The organism is Gemmobacter fulvus (genome assembly GCF_018798885.1).
In the GTDB taxonomy this organism is placed as follows: Bacteria; Pseudomonadota; Alphaproteobacteria; order Rhodobacterales; family Rhodobacteraceae; genus Gemmobacter; species Gemmobacter fulvus.
The window spans coordinates 115,540-135,370 of sequence record NZ_CP076361.1 but is presented as its reverse complement, the minus strand read 5'-3'; the positions used below and the strand labels follow the sequence as shown (position 1 = coordinate 135,370).

Annotated in this window: 16 protein-coding genes and 1 pseudogene; 9 read left to right on the top strand and 8 right to left on the bottom strand. The window is 65.2% G+C overall.

The window, feature by feature from the left end; all coding sequences use genetic code 11:
- The first annotated feature begins 61 nt into the window (after positions 1-61).
- The 7 genes from KM031_RS00570 to KM031_RS00540 all read left to right on the top strand — a co-directional run bounded on the left by KM031_RS00570 (position 62) and on the right by KM031_RS00540 (position 6,660).
- Positions 62-841, top strand: a complete 780-nt coding sequence (locus tag KM031_RS00570; RefSeq protein WP_215504297.1) for a DNA repair protein — start codon at positions 62-64, stop codon at positions 839-841.
- Between the two features lie 39 nt (positions 842-880).
- Positions 881-1,294: a paraquat-inducible protein A gene (locus KM031_RS00565; RefSeq protein ID WP_215504298.1), complete on the top strand. Its 414-nt coding sequence runs from the start codon at positions 881-883 to the stop codon at positions 1,292-1,294.
- Entirely contained in the window at positions 1,291-2,277 is a 987-nt protein-coding gene (locus tag KM031_RS00560) for an LLM class flavin-dependent oxidoreductase (protein WP_215504299.1), read from the top strand. The genes KM031_RS00565 and KM031_RS00560 overlap by 4 nt, the downstream gene beginning before the upstream one ends.
- A complete protein-coding gene (gene radA, locus KM031_RS00555) occupies positions 2,277-3,635 on the top strand; it encodes a DNA repair protein RadA (protein ID WP_215504581.1) in 1,359 nt (452 codons plus the stop codon). Before KM031_RS00560 ends, radA begins: the two co-directional genes overlap by 1 nt.
- A gap of 19 nt (positions 3,636-3,654) precedes the next feature.
- Positions 3,655-4,251 carry a CvpA family protein gene (locus tag KM031_RS00550; protein WP_215504300.1) on the top strand — a complete coding sequence of 199 codons (597 nt, stop codon included), beginning with the start codon at positions 3,655-3,657 and terminating at the stop codon, positions 4,249-4,251.
- 126 nt (positions 4,252-4,377) lie between these two features.
- Positions 4,378-5,841, top strand: a complete 1,464-nt coding sequence (gene purF / locus KM031_RS00545; protein ID WP_215504301.1) for an amidophosphoribosyltransferase — start codon at positions 4,378-4,380, stop codon at positions 5,839-5,841.
- A gap of 135 nt (positions 5,842-5,976) precedes the next feature.
- The gene (locus KM031_RS00540; RefSeq protein ID WP_215504302.1) at positions 5,977-6,660 is read left to right on the top strand and encodes an SDR family NAD(P)-dependent oxidoreductase; all 684 of its coding nucleotides are present in this window, start codon (positions 5,977-5,979) and stop codon (positions 6,658-6,660) included.
- A 49-nt stretch (positions 6,661-6,709) separates the two neighbouring features.
- Here KM031_RS00540 and KM031_RS00535 read toward each other — a convergent pair whose 3' ends face one another.
- From KM031_RS00535 to KM031_RS00515, 5 genes are all read right to left on the bottom strand, one after another.
- Entirely contained in the window at positions 6,710-7,609 is a 900-nt protein-coding gene (locus tag KM031_RS00535) for an NAD(P)-dependent oxidoreductase (protein ID WP_215504303.1), read from the bottom strand.
- Positions 7,609-9,042, bottom strand: coding sequence for an aldehyde dehydrogenase family protein (locus tag KM031_RS00530; protein WP_215504304.1), 1,434 nt, complete (start codon positions 9,040-9,042; stop codon positions 7,609-7,611). The genes KM031_RS00535 and KM031_RS00530 overlap by 1 nt, the downstream gene beginning before the upstream one ends.
- A 7-nt stretch (positions 9,043-9,049) precedes the next feature.
- Complete coding sequence (locus tag KM031_RS00525; RefSeq protein ID WP_215504305.1) at positions 9,050-10,603, bottom strand: trimethylamine methyltransferase family protein; 1,554 nt, start codon at positions 10,601-10,603, stop codon at positions 9,050-9,052.
- Between the two features lie 63 nt (positions 10,604-10,666).
- Positions 10,667-13,123 (bottom strand): GcvT family protein, encoded by a 2,457-nt coding sequence (locus tag KM031_RS00520; RefSeq protein WP_215504306.1) that lies wholly within the window; start codon positions 13,121-13,123, stop codon positions 10,667-10,669.
- Positions 13,124-13,199: 76 nt separating this feature from the next.
- On the bottom strand, positions 13,200-15,641 hold the full coding sequence (locus KM031_RS00515) for a GcvT family protein (RefSeq protein WP_215504307.1): 2,442 nt from the start codon (positions 15,639-15,641) through the stop codon (positions 13,200-13,202).
- 101 nt (positions 15,642-15,742) lie between these two features.
- Here KM031_RS00515 and KM031_RS00510 point away from each other — a divergent pair, with 101 nt between their 5' ends.
- The gene (locus KM031_RS00510) at positions 15,743-16,612 is read left to right on the top strand and encodes a LysR family transcriptional regulator (protein ID WP_215504308.1); all 870 of its coding nucleotides are present in this window, start codon (positions 15,743-15,745) and stop codon (positions 16,610-16,612) included.
- A 373-nt stretch (positions 16,613-16,985) separates the two neighbouring features.
- A pseudogene (locus tag KM031_RS00505) lies at positions 16,986-17,718 on the top strand (urocanase-related protein).
- On the opposite strand, the gene KM031_RS00500 reads toward KM031_RS00505, so the two are convergent.
- From KM031_RS00500 to KM031_RS00490, 3 genes are read right to left on the bottom strand one after another with little or no spacing between them, the layout of a single operon-like run.
- Positions 17,670-18,188: a gamma carbonic anhydrase family protein gene (locus KM031_RS00500; protein WP_215504309.1), complete on the bottom strand. Its 519-nt coding sequence runs from the start codon at positions 18,186-18,188 to the stop codon at positions 17,670-17,672. The pseudogene KM031_RS00505 and the gene KM031_RS00500 overlap by 49 nt on opposite strands.
- The gene (gene gmk / locus KM031_RS00495) at positions 18,185-18,820 is read right to left on the bottom strand and encodes a guanylate kinase (protein WP_215504582.1); all 636 of its coding nucleotides are present in this window, start codon (positions 18,818-18,820) and stop codon (positions 18,185-18,187) included. Before gmk ends, KM031_RS00500 begins: the two co-directional genes overlap by 4 nt.
- A 2-nt stretch (positions 18,821-18,822) precedes the next feature.
- Positions 18,823-19,716: a YicC/YloC family endoribonuclease gene (locus KM031_RS00490; RefSeq protein WP_215504310.1), complete on the bottom strand. Its 894-nt coding sequence runs from the start codon at positions 19,714-19,716 to the stop codon at positions 18,823-18,825.
- Positions 19,717-19,831 lie beyond the last annotated feature (115 nt).

Sequence of the window (19,831 nt, the reverse complement as noted above, 5' to 3'; positions counted from 1 at the left end):
AAATTGTGTTGCGTTTTTCCCGGACCCGCGAAAAGTAGACCTGCGTGTGCGGGGGTAAACGATGTTCGACAATCCGGCCTTTCTTCTGAGACAGGCGCAATCGGTCGCGCAGTCGCTGTCCTATGTGGCCATCATCTCGCTGACCGCCTTCCTGATTTTCGCAAGCGGGCTGGCGCTTTTGGGGCAGATGCCCTGGCCCAATCTGCCACTTGCCTGGGGGCCGGTGGCCTTGCCGCAGGCGGGCATGTGGGTGCAGCTGGGCCTGACCCTGCTGATGATCTGCATCTGCTTTTTCCTGCCCGCCAATGCCCGCATGGCCCGGCTGGAAAAAAGCCACCGCACCTTCCAGATCAATATGGAGGATGTGAAACGCGCCTATGCGCTGGCCCATGCCGCCGACCGCACCGGGGTGTTTTCGCTGTCCACCGAATTCGAGGCGATGCGTCAGCGCATGGAACTGCTGCGCAAACACCCGGATCTGTCGCAACTGGAACCCGAGCTGCTGGAACTGGCGGCACAGATGAGCTTTCAGTCGCGTGATCTGGCCCGCGCCTATTCCGAAGACAAGGTGGGCCGCGCCCGCGCCTTTCTGACCGCGCGCCAGACCGAGGCCGATGCGATGGCCGAACGGATCAAGCTGGCCCGGATGATCTGCGACGAGTTGCGCCGCTGGCTGGAGGATGTGGAGGCCGAAGAGCGCCGCAACCACGACCAGATCAAACGGCTGGAGGCCGATCTGCGCGAGGTCTTGCCCAGCCTCGGCTATGATTTCGAAGACCCGCGCGAGGCGAATGTGGTGGCCCTGCCCAAACCTGCCGTCAAATCCGACGGCTTGCACTGATCGCGCAAAGCACGGATGGTCGCCGCAACCGGAGGCCCAATGCGTTACGCCAATCTGTCGCTGTTGATCCTGTTTCCCATCGCATGGTTTGCGCCGCTGTTGCGGGCGGGCCTGCTGCCGCTGTTCGGCCTGTCTGAAATTTCCGTGATCTCGGGCCTGCAATCGCTCTGGGGCACCGATGCGGCCTTGGCGCTGGTCGTCACCTTCTGCGCGATTTTCGCGCCGCTGCTGAAGGTGGTCGGGGTGGCGCTGGTGGATTTTAACCTGCTGTCAGAACGGGTTGCCCCGGCCCTGCTGATCCTTGGCAAGCTGGCGATGGCGGATGTGTTCCTGATTGCGCTCTACATCGTGGTGGTCAAGGGCGTGGGCATGGCCCATGTCGAGGTGGCATGGGGGCTTTACCTTTTCACGGGTTGCATCCTTGCCGCTCTGCTGTTCTCTTTCCGCGCATGACCCAGATCCCCCTTTCCCTTCTCGAACTCGTCCGCGTCACCGAAACGGGCGGCCCGCGCCGCGCGTTGCTGGATGCCCGCGCCATTGCCACCCATGTTGAGGCGCTGGGGTTTCAGCGGCTCTGGGTGGCGGAACATCACAATATGCAGGGCATCGCTTCGGCGGCGACCTCGGTCGTGCTGGCGCATATCGCCGAGGGCACCAGCCGCCTGCGCATCGGGGCCGGCGGCATCATGCTCCCCAACCACGCGCCCTATATCATCGCCGAACAATTCGGCACTCTGGCGCAGCTGCATCCGGGCCGGATTGATCTGGCACTGGGCCGCGCGCCCGGCACCGATCAGGCCACGCTGCGGGCCATCCGCCAGCACCCCGGCGCCTCGGCCCGCTTTCCGCAGGATGTGGTGGAGCTGATGGGCTATTTCGCGCCCGAGGATGGCACCCCCCGCATCCGCGCAGTGCCCGCTCCCGGAACCGAGGTGGCGTTCTTCATCCTCGGATCGTCGCATTTCGGGGCCATGCTGGCGGCGGAACTGGGGCTGCCCTACGGCTTTGCCTCGCATTTCGCGCCCGATTATCTGCACGAGGCGCTGCATCTCTATCGCGCGCATTTCAAGGCCACGGCGGCGCGGCCCGCCCCGCATGCGGTGGTCGGCGTCAATGTCGTCTGCGCCGAAACCGAGGCCGAGGCGCGACGCCTGTTCACCACGCAGCAGCAAAGCTTCACCGGCATTTTCCGCAATGCGCGCGGTCTCAGCCAGCCGCCGATCGACGATATCGAGAGCTTCTGGACCCCGCGCGAACGGGCGCAGGTGATGGGGATGCTGCGCTGCCATGTGGTTGGATCGCCTGAACAGGTGCGCGCGGGCTTGCAGGCGCTGGTGGCGCAGACCCAGGCGGATGAGCTGATGCTGGTCACCGACATCTATGATTTCGAGGCCCGATGCCGGTCCTTGACCCTGACCGCCGAGGCGTGGCGCTGATGGCCAAGGCTCCGAACAGCTTCAGCTGCACCGCCTGCGGTGCGGCCTATACCAAATGGGCCGGCAAATGCGAGGCCTGCGGCGCGTGGAACTCCATCGTCGAAGAAGCGCCGATGTCCACCGGGCCAAAGGCGCTGAAAGCCAAGGGCCGCACCATCCAGCTGACCGATCTGGCAACCGAAGAGGATCCGCCGCCGCGCGCCTCGTCGGGTATCGGCGAGCTGGACCGGGTGCTGGGCGGTGGTCTGGTGCCCGCCTCGGCCATTCTGGTGGGCGGGGATCCGGGCATCGGCAAATCCACCCTGCTGTTGCAGGCCGCGGCAAGTTTTGCCAACAAGGGACTGAAGTGCCTTTATATTTCGGGTGAAGAGGCCCCGGCACAGGTGCGGATGCGCGCACAGCGCCTTGGCCTGACGCAAGCGCCGGTCGGGCTTGGCGCGGAAACCTCGCTGCGCGACATCCTGACCACACTGGAGGCAGAGCGCCCCGCCCTTGCCATCATCGATTCGATCCAGACCATGTGGCTGGATACGGTCGAGGCCGCCCCCGGATCGGTCAGCCAGGTGCGCGCGGCAGCGCATGAGCTGGTCAGCTTTGCCAAACGCAAGGGCGTGGCCATCGTCATCGTCGGCCATGTCACCAAGGAAGGCGCGATTGCGGGACCGCGCGTGCTGGAACATATGGTCGATACCGTGCTGTATTTCGAAGGCGAGCGCGGCCACCAGTTCCGCATCCTGCGCGCGGTGAAGAACCGCTTCGGCCCGGCGGATGAAATCGGTGTGTTCGAGATGACCGGCGATGGTCTGGTCGAGGTGCTGAACCCCTCTGCCCTGTTCCTGTCCGACCGCGAATCCGCCACCCCCGGATCGGCGGTGTTCGCGGGTATCGAGGGCACCCGGCCGGTGCTGACCGAAATTCAGGCGCTGGTCGCCCCCTCCACCCTCGGCACGCCGCGCCGCACGGTGGTCGGGCTGGATTCCGGTCGCCTGTCGACCATCCTTGCCGTGCTGGAGGCGCGCTGCGGCATCCCCTTCACCGGGCTTGATGTGTTCCTGAACGTGGCAGGCGGCATGCGGGTTTCCGAACCCGCCGCCGATCTGGCTGTGGCCGCCGCCCTGCTGAGCGCCCGCGAGGATGTGGCAATTCCGCCAGACATGGTGCTTTTCGGGGAAATCAGCCTCTCCGGCGCGTTGCGCCCGGTCGGCCAAACCGAAAACAGGTTGAAAGAGGCGGCGAAACTTGGTTTTTCACAGGCAACATTGCCGTCGCGGTCAAAAACCGGGGCGGCGGACGGGATGCGCCTGCGGCAGATGGCAGATCTGACCGCCTTTGTCGGCGAAATGTTCGGGGCAGGATAAGCCCCGGGGGAGAGACGGAATGGAAGGTTTCACCATCATTGACGGCGTGGTGGCGGCGGTCATCGTGCTATCGGCGATCCTCGCCTATTCGCGCGGACTGGTGCGCGAAGGCATGGCGATTGCGGGCTGGATCGGCGCCGCCGTGCTGGCCTATGTCTTTGCCGCACAGGCGCAGCCGCTGGTGAAGGAATTGCCGGTGATCGGCAATTTTCTGGGCGACAGCTGCGAATTGTCGGTGATTGCCGCCTTTGCCGCCGTCTTTGCCATCGGCCTCGTGCTGGCCGCACTGTTCACCCCGCTGCTCTCGACCTGGGTGAACCAGTCGGTTCTGGGCGGGCTGGATCAGGCGCTCGGCTTCCTGTTCGGCGTGGTGCGCGGTGTGCTGCTGGTGGCCGTGGCCTTCATCGTCTATGACCGCGCTGTCGCCGCGGACACCGTGCCGATGGTCGACAATTCGCGCTCGGCCAAGGTGTTTGCGTCGTTCCAGGGCAATATCGACGAAACCATTCCCTCGGATGCGCCGGGCTGGATTGTGCAGAAATACGAAGGCCTTGTGTCGATCTGCACGGCCCCGGCTGCCGAGACCCCGCTGCAAGCGCCCGCCCCCGCGAACTGAGGGCGGCGACCGGCGCGGCCACATACCCGAATAAGTGACCGGCGCTTGCGCCTTCGGGGCGTGACACTCCGTCATCAAGCCATTACATGGGGGGCCAAAGCCCCCCTTCGGATTCGGAGCCAGCCCATGCGCCCCTTCCTCAGCACCCCGTTCGACGACGACAAGCTGAAGGAGGAGTGTGGCGTTTTCGGCGTTATCGGTGTGACCGATGCGGCGAATTTTGTCGCACTCGGCCTGCACGCCTTGCAACATCGCGGCCAGGAGGCGGGCGGTATCGTCAGCTATCATCCTGACAGCGGGTTCAACTCTGCCCGTCGCTTCGGCTATGTGCGCGACAATTTCACCAAAGCCGATGTGATGGAAACCCTGCCCGGCAGCCTCGCCATCGGCCATGTGCGCTATTCCACCGCCGGGTCGAAAGGCGCGACCGCGATCCGCGACGTGCAGCCCTTCTTCGGTGAATTCTCGATGGGCGGCTGCGCCATCGCCCATAACGGCAATCTGACCAATGCGGCAGCCCTGCGCAAGGAGCTGATCGAACGCGGCTCGATCTTCCAATCCTCGTCCGACAGCGAATGTATCATTCACCTGATGGCGCGCTCGATCCAGAAGAACCTGAGCGAACGCATCAAGGACGCGCTGCGCCGCGTCGAAGGCGCGTTCTCGGTCGTCGCCATGACCCGCACCAAACTGATCGGCGTGCGCGACGCGCATGGCGTGCGCCCGCTGGTGCTGGGCCGGATCAGCGATCACGGCTGGGCGCTCAGCTCGGAAACCTGCGGTCTCGACATCATCGGCGCCGAATTCGTGCGCGAGATCGAGCCGGGCGAAATGGTGGTGATCGAAGGCAACAAGGTGGAAAGCACCCGCCCCTTCACCCCGGCCCCGTCGCGCTTCTGCATCTTCGAACAGGTCTATTTCTCGCGCCCGGATTCGATCCTCGGCGGGCGTTCCGTCTATGAGACCCGCCGCCAGATCGGGGTCGAACTGGCCAAGGAAAGCCCGGTAGAGGCCGATCTGGTCTGCCCGGTCCCCGATTCAGGCACCCCGGCAGCGATCGGCTTCAGCCAGGAATCGGGCATCCCCTATGCCATGGGCATCATCCGCAACCAATATATGGGCCGGACCTTCATCGAACCCACAGAAAGCATCCGCAACATGGGCGTGCGGCTGAAGCTGAACGTTAACCGCGCGCTGATCAAGGGCAAGCGGGTGATCCTGGTCGACGATTCGGTGGTGCGCGGCACCACCTCGCGCAAGATCAAGGACATGATCCTTGAGGCCGGCGCCGCCGAGGTCCACTTCCGCATCGCCTCGCCGCCTACCGCCTGGCCCTGCTTCTATGGCGTCGACACGCCGGAACGCGCCAAACTCCTCGCCGCCACCATGTCCGAAGACGAGATGCGCGACTGGATCGGTGTCGACAGCCTGAAATTCATCTCGCTCGACGGCCTCTACCGCGCCGCAGGCGAAGCCGCGGGCCGCGATGCCAAGGCCCCGAAATTCTGCGATGCCTGCTTCTCGGGCGAATATCCGATCCCGCCCTCGGACAAACTCGCCGAAGGATTCGAGATGAAGGCCGCAGAATAACGCGGCCCGGGCGGCGCTGCGGCCCCCTGTCGCGCCGCGCTGCCTTGCCCTTTCATCTTGGCGCAAATATCCCACGGGGGTCCGGGGGTGTGAAACCCCCGGCGTCACCGCCATCCCCACGCCGGAGCCGCCCGCATGTCCCTCACGTCCCCCAGCACGTCCCAACGTATCGCCCTCGTGACCGGAGCCTCGCGTGGCCTTGGTGCGGCCATTGCCGAAGAGCTGGCCGCGCGCGGCTGGCATGTGGTGGCGCTGGCGCGCACGGTGGGAGGGCTGGAAGAGCTGGATGACCGGGTGAAGGCCAAGGGCCAGCCCGGCGCGGGCGAGCTGACCCTGGCCCCGATGGACATCACCAATGATGATGCCATGGCGCATCTGTGCCGCTCGATCCATGACCGCTGGGGCAAGCTCGATCTCTGGGTCCATGCCGCTGTGCATGCCGCCCCCCTCGCCCCGGCTGCCTTTGTCGATGTGAAGGACTGGGACAAATCGGTCGCGATCAACACCCGGGCCACCGGCGTTCTGATCACCATGATCGAGCCGCTGTTGCAGGCCGCAGGCGGCAGCGCCACCGCGATGTTCCTCGAGGATCCGCGCGCGGGCGAGAAGTTCTTCGGGGCCTATGGCGCCAGCAAGGCCGCGCAGATCGCGCTGGCGCGCAGCTGGCAGGCCGAAGCGGTGAAAACCGGCCCGCGCGTGCTGATCGAGACGCCGGTGCCGCTGGCCACCGCCACCCGCGCCCGGTTTTTCCCCGGCGAAGACCGGGCGCTGCTGGGTGACATCCGGGCCGAAGCCACGCGCCTGATCGCGCGGGTCTGACCTGCGGTTGGGGGGTCCACGGCCCCCTCCGCATCCCTACGGTCCTCTCTCAGACCAACTTCGCCGGAAAGCCCTCGGCGCGCAGATCGGTGCCCAGCAGATCCTCCAGCAATTTGGCGATCTGGGTCGAGGGCGCGGCGCCGCCATAGGCCGCCTTGCCCTTCAGGAAGCTCTGGCTGGCCAGCGATGCCAGATCCAGCGGCACACCGAATTCCTTGCCAAAGCCCATCGCAAAGCCCAGATCCTTCAGCGCCAGATCCATGGTGAACCCCACGTCGTAACTGCCATTCAGGATCAGCTGCCCCTCGGTCTCATGCACGAAACTGCTGCCGGACGAGGCGGTGATTGCCTCCCAGGCCGTGCGCAGGTCCAGCCCGCCGCGTTTGGCCAGCATCAGCGCCTCGGCATCGGCCAGAAGATGGATGAAGGCCAGCATATTGGTGATCACCTTGATCACCGCCGCCGATCCCAGCGGCCCCATATGGAAGATCCGCCCACCCATCGCCTGAAGGGCAGGCAGATGCGTGTCATAAAGATCGCGCGCGCCGCCGGTCAGCACGGTGATCTCGCCGCGCGCCGCCAGATGCACGCCGCCCGTCACCGGGGCCTCCATCAGCCGCACGCCCTGCTCCGAGGCCAACTGCCCCAGCCGCAGGATATCATCGCGCCCCAGCGTCGAGTTCTCGATCCAATGCGCGCCGGGCCGCATCACCGGCAAGATCTGCGCCAGCACGTTTTCCGAAATCTGCGGCGAGGGCAGGCAGGTGAACACATGGTCCACCTCGGCGGCCAGCGCCGTGGCCGAAGGTGCCACCGCCGCCCCCAGCGCCCGGTGCCGTTCGCTCAGCGCCGGATTGCGGTCATGTACCGTGACCTCGAACCCGGCCTCGATCAGCCGCGCCGCCAGATGCCCACCCAGATTGCCAAGACCGATATAGCCGTATCGCATCATGCTTCCCCATATCCGACCAGAGCCTTGGTTTCGCAAAAGTCATGGATGCCCCAGCCCGCGTATTCGCGGCCATTGCCGGATTGTTTGTAACCGCCGAAGGGCGCGAATGTATCCCAATCGGGGTAATTGAGATTCACCTGCCCCGCCCGCAGCCGCCGCCCCACCGCCCGTGCCTCGGCCAGCGGCCCCTGCACATAGGCGGCCAGACCATACACGGTGTCATTGGCCATGCGCACCGCATCCTCCACCGTGTCATAGGGCAGGATTGCCAGCACCGGGCCAAAGATCTCTTCACGCGAGATGGTCATCTCATGGGTCACATCGCCAAAGATCGTCGGCTGGGCAAACCAGCCCCGGTTCAGCCCGGCAGGCCGTCCGGTGCCACCACAGACGAGGGTCGCACCTTCGTCGATCCCGCTCTGGATCAGCCCCTGAACCTTGTCATATTGCGCCTTGGAGATCAGCGGCCCCATCGTGGTGCCCGCCGCCTGTGGATCGCCGACCACCACGGCGGCAGCGGCGGCCCGCGCCACGTCCAGCGCCTGCGCATGGGCGGCGCGCGGCACGAACATGCGCGTCGGCGCATCGCAGCTTTGGCCGCTATTGCCGAAGCAGCCCTCAACCCCGCCAGTCACCGCCGCCGCCAGATCGGCGGTAGGCAGGATGATATTGGCAGATTTGCCGCCCAGCTCCTGCGCCACCCGCTTGACCGTCGGGGCCGCCGCTGCCGCCACCGCTGTGCCGGCGCGGGTCGATCCGGTAAAGCTGACCATATCCACCTCAGGATGCGCGCTCAGCCGCGCCCCCACCACCGGCCCGGTGCCATTGACCAGATTGAACACGCCCGCAGGCACGCCCGCCGCATGGCAGACCTCGGCAAACAGCGCCCCCGACAGCGGCGCGATTTCCGATGGCTTCAGCACCATGGTGCAGCCCGCGATCAGCGCCGGGGCCACCTTGCAGGCAATCTGGTTCATCGGCCAGTTCCATGGCGTGATCAGCGCACAGACGCCAATGCCCTCATGCACGATCCGGGTGCTGCCACGCGCATAATCCCATTGCATCTCTTTCGCGGCCTGAATGGTGCTTTCGATATGCACCTGCCCCGCCCAGGCCTGTGCCCCGCGCGCCCAGTCGATCGGCGCACCCATCTCCAGACTCATCGCCTGTGCGAACTCCTCGTAGCGCGCGGTGTAGATGTCGAGGATCCGCTGCACCAGCGCGATGCGCTCCGCCACCGGCCAGAGCGTATAGGCATCAAACGCCGCCCGCGCCGCCAGAATGGCGCGATCCGCATCGGCCTCGGATCCCAGCGCCACTTCGGCGATGATGTCCTCGGTCGCCGGATTTTCCACCCCGGCCCGGTCCGTGCCCAGCGGCGTCACCCAGTCGCCATTGATGTAGAACTTCAGAAGCTTGTCAGAGATCATGGGTTTCTCACCGGAAATGGATGTTATAGGCCGCCCGGATCGCCGCATCGATCTGCGGATCAATCATGCTGCCCGCCTTGCCGAGAATATCATTCTTGCGCGCAATCGCCCGGTCTAGCAACAAGGGCTTTCCGGCCTCGTTCCATTCCTTGGGCGACATGCGGTTGCCGACCGAAGGATAGATATATTCGGTCTGCATCAGCGCCAAAGTCTGCTCCGATCCCAGATAATGCCCCGGCCCGCCCAGACAGACCGCCTTCATCGCCTCGATGCTGGTGCTGTCCTCCGTCACGTCGATGCCGCGCACACAGCGCAGCACCTGGCCCAGAATGTCATCCCCCATCACCAGGCTTTCCAGACAAAACCCCAGCAGCGAGGCATGCATGCCCACCGCCTCGTAACACATGTTCAGGCCCGACAGGCCCGCGAGCACATTGGTGATGCCCTGCTCCCAGCCCGCCTGCATATCGGGCAGCTTGCTGTCGCTGATGCCCGAGGCAGCCCCGCCGGGCAGGCCATAAAAGCGGTGCATCTGCGCGCAGCCCGCGGTCAGCAGGGCCTGTTCCGCCGATCCGCCCGACATGGCGCCGGTGCGCAGGTCACTGACGAAGGGCCAGGTGCCAAAGATTGCGGGTGCCCCCGGCCGGATCGCATTGACATAGACCACCCCGGCCAGACATTCCGCCATCGCCTGCACGATGGCCAGCGCAATCGGGGCCGGGGCCGTCGCCCCCGCCTGCCCGGCACTCAGCAGCAGCACCGGCATGCCGCGCCGCACGCAATCCTCCATGACGATGCAGCTTTCTTCGGCAAACTTCATCGGCGGCACGACAAAACAGTTGGAATTGCTGACAAAGGGCCGCGCCCGCCAGGCCGCCTCGCCGCCCGCCACCTGATGCAGCAGCTCGAAACAGCCCGCCACATGGCTCGGATCACTGAACGAGGTGCCGACATGTTTGCTCGTGCCCGACAGACAGGCATACAGCGTGTTCACATCCATGTCGTAATTGTCCAGCACGTCCCGGCAGACCATGGCGCGCTGAAAGAAATGCACATTGTCCAGATTCTGCACCAGCCGCGCCGCATCATACAGATCCTGCGCCGTCGACTCGCGATAGTCGAGCGTGACCGGATCCACGATATGCACCGCCGCCCCCGCCGTGCCGAAATGCACATTGCTGCCGCTCAGATGCAGGTCGTATTTTTCCTCCCGCCCATGCAGCGTGATGTCGCGCGCCGCCTTGGCCAGCATGTCCTCGACCAGCGCGCGCGGAAAGCGGATGCGCCCGTCATCGCCCTGCACCGCGCCTGCGCCGGTCAGGATCTCTACCCCAGAGGGCGGCGCCTGCGACAGGCCGATCACCTCCAGCGCCTCCAGCGCCTGCGCATGAATCCTGGCAATGCCCGCCTCGGTCAAAGGCCGGTATTGCCCACCCGGCATCCCGGGCCGCACCGGGCGCAAGTTCTCGGCCAGCGGTGCCGCCCGCTCGGCCACCCGCGCCGCCCGCCCGCCTGTGCGGCGCGCCCGTGCCGGTTCGCAAATATCCCCAATATCGCTCATCTCATGCCCTTTCACATTGGCATAAATATCCCGGAGGTCCGGAGGCAGCGCCTCCGGGGGCTGTCACAGGCGCACACGTTCCGATGTCGGATCATACATCGGCACCAGGGATGCGATGGCCGCATGGCGCACCCCGGCCACTTCGATCTCGTAGCGCGCGTCCAGCACCTCCTGCACCGTCTCGCCCCGGCACGGCACATAGCCCAGCCCGATCGCTCCGCCGAGAAAATGACCGTAATTGCCGCTGGTCACCGGCCCGACGATCCTGCCATCCCGCACGATCGCCTCATTGTGGAACAGCAGCGGTGCGGGGTCGGTCAGCCGGAACTGCACCATGCGGCGGTCGAGCCCCGCCTCCTGCTTGCGCAGCACCGCCTCGCGCCCCAGAAACCCGGGTTTCTTCAGGCGCACGGCAAAGCCGAGGCCCGCTTCCAGAACATGATCCTCATCGGTGATGTCATGGCCGAAATGCCGGTAGGCCTTTTCGATGCGGCAGGAATCCAGCGCGTGCAGGCCACACAGCTTCAGCCCCAGATCGGCCCCCACCGCCTCCAGCGCCTCGAACACATGCGCGGTCTGGTCGCTGCTCACATAAAGCTCCCAGCCCAGCTCGCCGACATAGGTCACCCGATGCGCCCGGGCGAGGCCCATGCCGATCTCGATTTCGCGCGCTGTGCCAAAGGGATGCGTGGCATTGCTGAAGTCATTCGGGCTGACCCGCATCAGCAGATCGCGCGCCTTCGGCCCCATCACACACAGCACCGATTCCGCCGCCGTCACATCGGTGATTACCGCAAAGGCCTCGCCCAGATGGCGGCGCAGCCATGCCAGATCGCGCTGCAAGGTCGCCCCCGGCACCACCAGCAGATAGGCGGTTTCCGACAGCCGCGTCACCGTCAGATCGGATTCGATCCCGCCCCGCGCATTGAGCATCTGGGTATAGACGATCCGCCCCACCGCCACATCCATCTCATTGGCGCAGAGGTGATTGAGGAACCGGCAGGCATCACGCCCCTCGACCCGGATCTTGCCGAACGAGGTCATGTCGAACAGGCCGACTCCGGTGCGCACCGCCATATGTTCGACGCGCTGATTGTCGAACCAGTTCTGCCGCTGCCAGGAGTATTGATACTCCCGCGCCTGCCCCGGTTCCGCGAACCAGTTCGCCCGCTCCCACCCCGCCACTTCGCCGAACACCGCGCCGCGCGCCTTCAGGTGCTCATGCAGCGGCGTGCGCCGCACCCCGCGCGCCGTCGCCATCTGCCGGTAGGGGAAGTGATCGGCATAAAGCAGGCCAAGCGTTTCGCTCACCCGTTCTTTCAGATAGCGGCGGTTTTTCTGGAACGGCTGCGCGCGGCGGATATCCACCTCCCACAGATCGAAGGGGGCTTCGCCTTCGGTGATCCAATGCGCCAGCGCCATGCCCGCCCCACCCGACGAGGCGATGCCGATGGAGTTGTAACCCGCCGCCACCCAATAGCCGCCCAGTTCCGGTGCTTCGCCCAGATAATAGCGGTCATCGGGTGTAAAGCTTTCCGGCCCGTTGAAAAAGGTGTGAATCCCCGCCGTCTGGAACAGCGGCATCCGGTGCATTGCATCTTCGAGGATCGGCTGGAAATGGTCCCAATCCTCGGGCAGCGTGTCGAATTCGAAATCCTCGCGGATGCCCGCCATGCCCCAGGGTTTGGCTTTCGGTTCAAACGCGCCGATCATCATCTTGCCCGCGTCCGATTTGTAATAGGCACATTCATCCGGCACCCGCAGCACCGGCAGATGGCCCAGACCCGCAATCGGTTCGGTGATCAGGTAGAAATGCTCGCAGGCATGCAGCGGCACCGTCACGCCCGAACCGGCCGCCAGATCGCGCCCCCACATGCCACCGCAGTTGATGACCACATCCGCCGCGATATGGCCCTGCGCCTCGCCCATCTGCCAGTTGACGCCGGTCACCCGGCGCCCGGTCGCAGTGGCGGCCTCGGTCACACCGGTAACCTTCACCCGCTCGATGATCTTCGCGCCGCGCATCCGCGCGCCCTTGGCCAGTGCCATGGCGATATTGGCCGGATCGCATTGCCCGTCCAGCGGCAGATGCACCGCACCGACCACATCCCCCACTTCCAGATGCGGGTACATCGCCTTCACCTCGGCGGGGGAAATCTCGTTCACATCCACATTGAAGATGCGCGCCACCGTGGCCTGACGCAGCAGTTCTTCGTGCCGTTCCTGCGTCAGCGCCACCGAGATGGAGCCGACCTGCCGCATCCCGGTTTCCACCCCGGTTTCGGCCGACAGTTTCACATAAAGATCGGCCGAATATTTCGCCAGCCGGGTCATGTTGGCCGAGCCGCGCAATTGCCCGATCAGCCCTGCCGCATGCCAGGTGGTGCCCGAGGTCAGGCTCATCCGCTCCAGCAGCACGATGTCGGTCCAGCCGGCCTTGGCGAGGTGATAGGCCACCGAACAGCCGGAAATGCCGCCGCCGATGATCACCGCACGCGCGGTCTGTGGAATGGGTGTCACGATCTTGCGTCCTTGTGTTCAGTCTTCTGTGCGCCTGCCCGGTCAGGGCACTGCGCGGCACTTCCTGTTGGCGCTGTCATGCGCGCAGCCGCGCATTGGCCGGATCCCACATCGGCGCATCCTCCTGCACCACCGCCCGGTGCCGGACTCCGAAAACCTCCACCTCGACCTCCACCCCCGGCACCGCCAGATCAGCGCGCAACATGCCCAGCCCGATACAGGCCCCGACGCGGTGGCCCCAATAGGCCGAAGTCACTTCGCCCACGACCGTGCCCCCCGACCAGATCGTCGACATATAGGGCGGATCAAAATCCCCGGCCTCGATCCGCAACGTGACAAAGCGTTTGGGCGACCCGACCTGCTGTTCGGCCTCCAGCGCCGCCTTGCCGCGGAACTCGGGTTTCGACCAGTCCACGAACCGCTCCAACCCGCCTTGCAGCACGGTGTAATCGGTCGACAGATCGCCCTTCCACGCGCGATAGCCCTTTTCGACCCTGAGCGCGTTCAGCGCGAACATGCCAAAGGGTTTCAACCCATGCGCCTGCCCCGCCGCCATCACCGCCGCCCAGACCTGCGGCGTATCGGCCAGACGGCTGTGGATCTCCCAGCCCAGTTCCCCGGCAAAGCTGACCCGCATCAGCACCACCTCGGCCCCGGCGATACGCGCGGTCTGCCAGGTCAGCCAGGGGCGGTGCAGATCGGCCTCCGCCACCTGGGACAGGATCGCGCGGCTGGCGGGCCCGGTCAGGATCTGTGTCGACCAGTCGGCGCTTTCATCCGTCAGCACCAGCCCCGGTGCCAGATGCTTTTGCAGCCACTCGCGGTCATGCGCCTGGGCGGTGGCCGCCGTGATCAGCCAGATTTCATCGTCGGCCAGCCGCGCCACCGACATTTCGGTGACGATGCGGCCCTTGTCATCGGCGAAATAGGCCAGCCCAAGCCGCCCGACACCCGGCACCTTGCCGGTGATCTGCTGCGCCAGCCAGTCGGCCACCCCCGGCCCCGCCACGCGGAACCGCGAAAAGCCCGGCAGATCAAGGATACCCGCCGCATCGCGCACCGCCGCACATTCTTCTGCGACCGCACCGAACCAAGGGCCGTCGCGCCGCCAGGTCTGGCTGCCCGCCTCCGAGGTGTCATCGCCCGGACGAGCATACCACAGTGCCCGCTCCCAACCGTTATAGGCGCCGTAAACCGCCCCCAGCGCCTTGGTTTCCGTATGAACCGGCGACAGTTTCCGATCACGCGCGGCGGGCCAGCTGTGATGCGGGAAATGGATGGCATATTCATGCCCATAGACTTCCATGCCCTTTGCCACGCAGTAGCCGGGATCCTCGAACCCGGTAAAGCGGCGCGGATCACAGGACCACATATCCCATTCCGTCGCCCCTTCGGTCACCCATTCCGCCAGCACCTTGCCCGCGCCCCCGGCCTGACAGATGCCAAAGGTGAACACGCAGGCCTCAAAGGCATTGGGCACACCGGGCATTGGCCCGATCAGCGGATTGCCATCCGGCGTATAGGGGATCGGGCCGTTGATCACCTTGGTCAGCGCCGCCTTTTCCAGCAGCGGCACCCGCGCCATGGCATCGGCGATATACCACTCCAGCCGCTCCAGATCGTCGGGGAACAGCTGAAAGCTGAAGTCCTCGGGGAACGGGTCATCGGGCGTGACCCAATGCGCCTTGCAGTTGCGTTCATAGGGGCCAAGGTTGAAGCCGTTCTTCTCCTGCCGCAGGTAATAGCTGCTGTCGACATCGCGCAGCAGCGGCAGCTTGTGCCCCTCGGCGCGCGACCATTGTTCCAGTTCGGGAATGGTATCAAACAGCATGTATTGATGGCTCATCACCATCATCGGCAGATCGCGGCCAAACCATTTGCCGACCTCGCGCGCATAATAGCCCGCCGCATTGACCACATAGTCGCAGCGGATCTCGCCCTTGGGCGTGCTGATCACCCAATCCTCACCCTCGCGCCGCGCGCCGGTCGCCGGGCAGAACCGTTCGATCCGCGCGCCCATCTGCCGCGCGCCCTTGGCCAGTGCCTGCGTCAGCTGCGCCGGATCAATATCGCCGTCATTCGGGTCATACAGCGCTCCGGTCAGATCATGGGTCGCCAGAAACGGATATTTCGCCGCAATCTCGTCCGGTGTCAGGATCGCCAGATCCATGCCCTGATAGCGCCCCATGCCCACGACGCGCTGAAACTCCTGCAACCGCTCGGCACTATGCGCCAGCCGGATGGAGCCGGTGACATGATAGTTCATCGGGTAATCCACCTCGGCCCCCAGACCGCGATAGAGCTGCGCCGAATAGCGCTGCATGTTCATGATCGACCACGAGGAACTGAAGGTCGGCACATTGCCCGCCGCGTGCCAGGTGGACCCGGCGGTCAGCTCGTTCTTTTCCAGCAGCACACAGTCCGTCCAGCCCGCCTTGGCCAGATGGTAAAGCGCCGACACGCCGACCGCGCCCCCGCCGATGATCACAACCCGCGCCCTGCCCGGAAAATCCGCCATGAATGCCCCCTGTTCCTGCCTGTCACTATCCGCCACCGCGCGGCAGCTTTCAATTCGGCGCAGATCGCGCTATTGATCGGTAATTCCGATCAGGAGCCGCCATGCAGATCGAACTTCTGGAAACCTTTCTCGATCTGGTCGAGACCCGCAGCTTCAACCGCACGGCGGAACGGCTGAACCTGACGCAAAGCACCGTTTCGGGCCGGATTGCGGCGCTGGAGGCGGCCTTGGGGGCCAAGCTCTTCACCCGGTCACGCGCAGGCACCGATCTGACGATGGAGGGGCGGCGCTTCGATGCCCATGCCCGCTCCCTGCGCCATGAATGGCACGAGGCGAAGCGGCGGATCCAGGTGCCGGACCGCGCCGCCCATCTGATCCGGCTGGGCATCCAGAACGATCTGGCGGCCCAGCATATCGGTGATTGGGTGGCCGATTTCCGCCGCGCCCTGCCGGATGCCGCCTTTTACATCGAGCCGGATTATTCCAACCAGATGTGCGCCGATCTGTTGACCGGGGTGCAGGATTTCGCGGTGATGTTTTCGCCCAAGCCGCACCCGGATCTGCATTTTGAAACCGTGGGCGATGTGCCCTATCACATGATTTCATCCGAGGCGGACCGGCTGGCCGATGTCGCGCCCGACAGTTTCATCTTTGCGCATTTCTCGCCCGCCTTCGAGGCGATGCACCGCGCTGTCACGCCCGATCTGGCCGCCTCGGCCATCTCGGTCGGGCAAAGCGGCACGGTGGCGGCGCTGCTGACTGCCATGGGCGGTGCGGGCTATGTGCTGGAGAAAACCGCCGACAGCCTGATCGGCGGCGGTCGGTTCCGCCGGGTCGAGGATGCGCCGGTGCTGCGCCAGCCGGTCTATGCCGCGATGCACCTGCGCCACCGCATCGCGCCGATCCACCGCAGGCTGACGCGCATCGTGCAACGCCGCCTCGCCGGACGGACGGGCACCGGGCAGGCTTGATGGCCGCGCCCCAACTGCGCGGCGACATCCACCGACGGCTCTGCCTGCACCTGCAACAGCCATAGCGCATGCAGCCCCTCTTGATCTGCGCCCGGATCACCGGTGAAATGGCCCCCTTGGCCATAGGGTAGCAATGATCAGCGCGCCCGAGGCCGAACATGACAACAAATCAACAACGTTGCTCAGCCCAATGAAAAATAATGTCTTTATTTTTTGCCTCCTAGCTCGAACGAAAGGCTGACGGGGGCCTGTGGCTCGACCGTCGCGGCATTGAATCCGCAGAGCTCGCGACCGACTGCATCCTGCCCGGCGGCACCCGGTCACCCCGGCGAAAGAACTGAAGACCGATGAGACGCTGCTGGCACAATCGGCCATGCTCGCGTTCTGGAGTGCCACTGCGTCAGCGTCTGGCCGCATAAACTTGGCGCAAAACGAAGGACTGGAGACCGCCTCCGCCTGCCCCGGCTTCATGCCCACCTGTCTCCGCCCGCTGCTCTGCAAGGGCGCCGGCCCGTTCCGCTGGGGAGCCCTCTCGGATGACCGGGAAAACACCTCAAAGACCGACATTGCGATAAAAATCTCTTCCCCACACTGCCCAGCTGCACCGCTGGCCGGATCTGACGCAGGAACGGATCGCGCTTCAGGGCTATGCCGGATCAGTATCGGCAACCGCCACAAGGCCGAACTGATGTTTACCGAAATGGTCCGCTCGGGGGAACTCACGGCCCCGGCGGTGTGCGGGCGCGATCCCCTCGACAGCGGCTCCGACGCCGTGCCCGACCAGGCCGCTGCTCAACACCGCTTCGGGCGCCACATGGGTCAGCCTGCACCATGGCGGTGACGTCGGAATGGTGATCTGCCCCGATGACGCCGCACACCGCCTGCACAATGTGCTGTGGAACGATCCGGCCCCCGGCGTGATGCGCCAAGCCGACCATGACATCGCGCCCAAAAACTGCAACCTGCAACTCCCCGGGATCCTCAGCAACTGCCCCCATTCATCTTGGCGCAAATATCCTCGGGGGGTCCGGGGGGCAGACAGCCCCCCGGCCTTGCCTCACAGCGCCACCAGCCCCGCCCGGAACCGTGCCGCATTGGCGCGGTAACCCGCGGCGGATGCCAGCAAGCGCGCCTGCGCCTCGGCATCCAGACTGCGCATCACCTTGCCGGGGCTGCCCATCACCAGGCTGCCATCAGGGATCTCCTTGCCTTCGGTGATCAGCGCGCCCGCACCGATCAGGCAACCGCGCCCGACCCTGGCACCATTCATCACCATCGCCCCCATGCCGATCAGCGTGCCTTCGCCAATCGTGCAGCCATGCAGCAGCGCCTTGTGGCCAATGGTGCAATTGGCCCCGATCACCAGCGGATACCCCATATCGGTATGCAGCACGCAATTTTCCTGCACATTGCTGCCCGCGCCCACCCGGATCTCCTCATTGTCGCCGCGCAGGGTGGCGCCGAACCACACGCTCGCCCCCGCCTCCAGCACCACACGACCGATCAGATTGGCATCGGCGGCCACCCAGGCCGTCGCATCCAGCTGCGGCGCAATCCCGTCCAGCGCATAGATCATCTGGCTTCAAACTCCCCGTTCAACCCGCGCACAAAGCCAGCCAGCCCCGGCTGGCGGTCGCGGCGCATCCGTTCGGCGCGCAGGATCGTGACCAGCTCGTCAAAGGTCTGGTCCAGATCGGTGTTCACCAGAACATAGTCGTATTCCGCCCAATGGCTGATCTCGTCGCGGCTTTTCGCCATGCGGCCTGCGATCACCTCGTCACTGTCCTGCCCGCGTGTGCGCAACCGGCGATCCAGTTCCGCAATCGACGGCGGCAGCACAAAGATCGACACCACATCGCGCCCCAGCGCCGAATTGCGGATCTGCTGACCGCCCTGCCAGTCGATGTCGAACAGCGTGTCGCGGCCCTCGGCCATCGCGGCCTCCACCGGGCCTTTGGGCGAGCCGTAGAAATTGCCAAAGACCTCGGCATGTTCCAGCATCTCGCCCGCCGCCACCATCGCCTCGAATTCCGGGCGCGAACGGAAAAAATAATCCTGCCCGTCAGTTTCGCCCGGGCGCGGCGACCGGGTGGTGGCCGAAACGCTGAAGCGCAATGTCGGATCCCAGGTCATCAGCTTTTTTGCCAATGTCGATTTTCCCGCCCCTGAGGGCGACGAGAGGATAAGCAGCAAACCCTTGCGCGTCATGGTCATTCCACGTTCTGAACCTGTTCCCGCATCTGGTCGATCACTGTCTTGAGGTCAAGCCCGATGCGGGTCAGCGCCAGATCCTGCGCCTTGGAACAGAGCGTATTGGCCTCGCGCATGAATTCCTGCATCAGGAAATCGAACTTGCGGCCCACCGGCCCCGGCTCTGCCAACAGGCTGCGGGCGGCGGCGACATGGGCACGCAGGCGATCCAGCTCTTCGGTCACATCGGTTTTCACCGCCAGCAGCGCCAGCTCTTGCGCAAGGCGGGCCGGATCGGCGTCGGTCGCGCTCAGGATCCGCGCCACCGCCTCGTGCAGCAATTCGGTCTGTGTAGCCTTACGCGTGACCACCTGCGCTGTGGCGGCCTGGGTCAGCGCGTCGATCTGATCCAGCTGCGCGGTGATGACCCCCTGCAGCGCCGCGCCTTCCGCTGCGCGCATCGCGTTGAACTCGGCAAGAAGCCCCGTCAGATCGGCCAGAAGGGCCGCGCGCAGCGGCGCGGTATCCTCATCCGCCGTGCCCGCCTCGATCACACCGCGAAAGGCCAGCACATCGGCCTGCGTCGCCTGTTTCAGCGTCACCCCGGTTTCCATCGCCACCGTCTCGACCGTGCCCAGAGCCGTCAGCACCGCGCGCAGGGCGGCAAGGTTCAGCCGCAGCGCCTCGCTGCCCTCGGCCAGATCGCGGCTGACACGCAGGGTCAGGTTCACATTGCCCCGGCTCAGGGCGCGGCCCAGTTCGTTGCGCAGCGCCAGTTCCAGCCCGTCGATCCAGTCGGGCACGCGCAGCCGCAGGTCCAGCCCCTTGCCATTGACCGCGCGCAGATCCCAGGCCCAGCTGATCCCCGCGCCTTGTCCTTTGCGCGCGGCGAATCCGGTCATTGAAACGGTCATGCGACGATCCTGCTTTCTGTTATGGCACGGGCAAAAGGCCATTTTCTGCCTACCCTGCCTGAATTTACCATCCGACAAGATTCTGCCCCGAAGCCGGGCAATTTCCTGTATGTTA

Coding starts and splice junctions, on each gene's coding strand:
- KM031_RS00565 (WP_215504298.1), top strand. CDS start 881: ATGCGTTACGCCAATCTGTCGCTGTTGATCCTGTTTCCCATCGCATGG.
- KM031_RS00500 (WP_215504309.1), bottom strand. CDS start 18,188: ATGATCTATGCGCTGGACGGGATTGCGCCGCAGCTGGATGCGACGGCC.
- KM031_RS00515 (WP_215504307.1), bottom strand. CDS start 15,641: ATGGCGGATTTTCCGGGCAGGGCGCGGGTTGTGATCATCGGCGGGGGC.
- KM031_RS00530 (WP_215504304.1), bottom strand. CDS start 9,042: ATGATCTCTGACAAGCTTCTGAAGTTCTACATCAATGGCGACTGGGTG.
- KM031_RS00490 (WP_215504310.1), bottom strand. CDS start 19,716: ATGACCGTTTCAATGACCGGATTCGCCGCGCGCAAAGGACAAGGCGCG.
- KM031_RS00560 (WP_215504299.1), top strand. CDS start 1,291: ATGACCCAGATCCCCCTTTCCCTTCTCGAACTCGTCCGCGTCACCGAA.
- radA (WP_215504581.1), top strand. CDS start 2,277: ATGGCCAAGGCTCCGAACAGCTTCAGCTGCACCGCCTGCGGTGCGGCC.
- KM031_RS00570 (WP_215504297.1), top strand. CDS start 62: ATGTTCGACAATCCGGCCTTTCTTCTGAGACAGGCGCAATCGGTCGCG.
- KM031_RS00535 (WP_215504303.1), bottom strand. CDS start 7,609: ATGCGATACGGCTATATCGGTCTTGGCAATCTGGGTGGGCATCTGGCG.
- KM031_RS00550 (WP_215504300.1), top strand. CDS start 3,655: ATGGAAGGTTTCACCATCATTGACGGCGTGGTGGCGGCGGTCATCGTG.
- KM031_RS00540 (WP_215504302.1), top strand. CDS start 5,977: ATGTCCCTCACGTCCCCCAGCACGTCCCAACGTATCGCCCTCGTGACC.
- KM031_RS00525 (WP_215504305.1), bottom strand. CDS start 10,603: ATGAGCGATATTGGGGATATTTGCGAACCGGCACGGGCGCGCCGCACA.
- purF (WP_215504301.1), top strand. CDS start 4,378: ATGCGCCCCTTCCTCAGCACCCCGTTCGACGACGACAAGCTGAAGGAG.
- gmk (WP_215504582.1), bottom strand. CDS start 18,820: ATGACGCGCAAGGGTTTGCTGCTTATCCTCTCGTCGCCCTCAGGGGCG.
- KM031_RS00510 (WP_215504308.1), top strand. CDS start 15,743: ATGCAGATCGAACTTCTGGAAACCTTTCTCGATCTGGTCGAGACCCGC.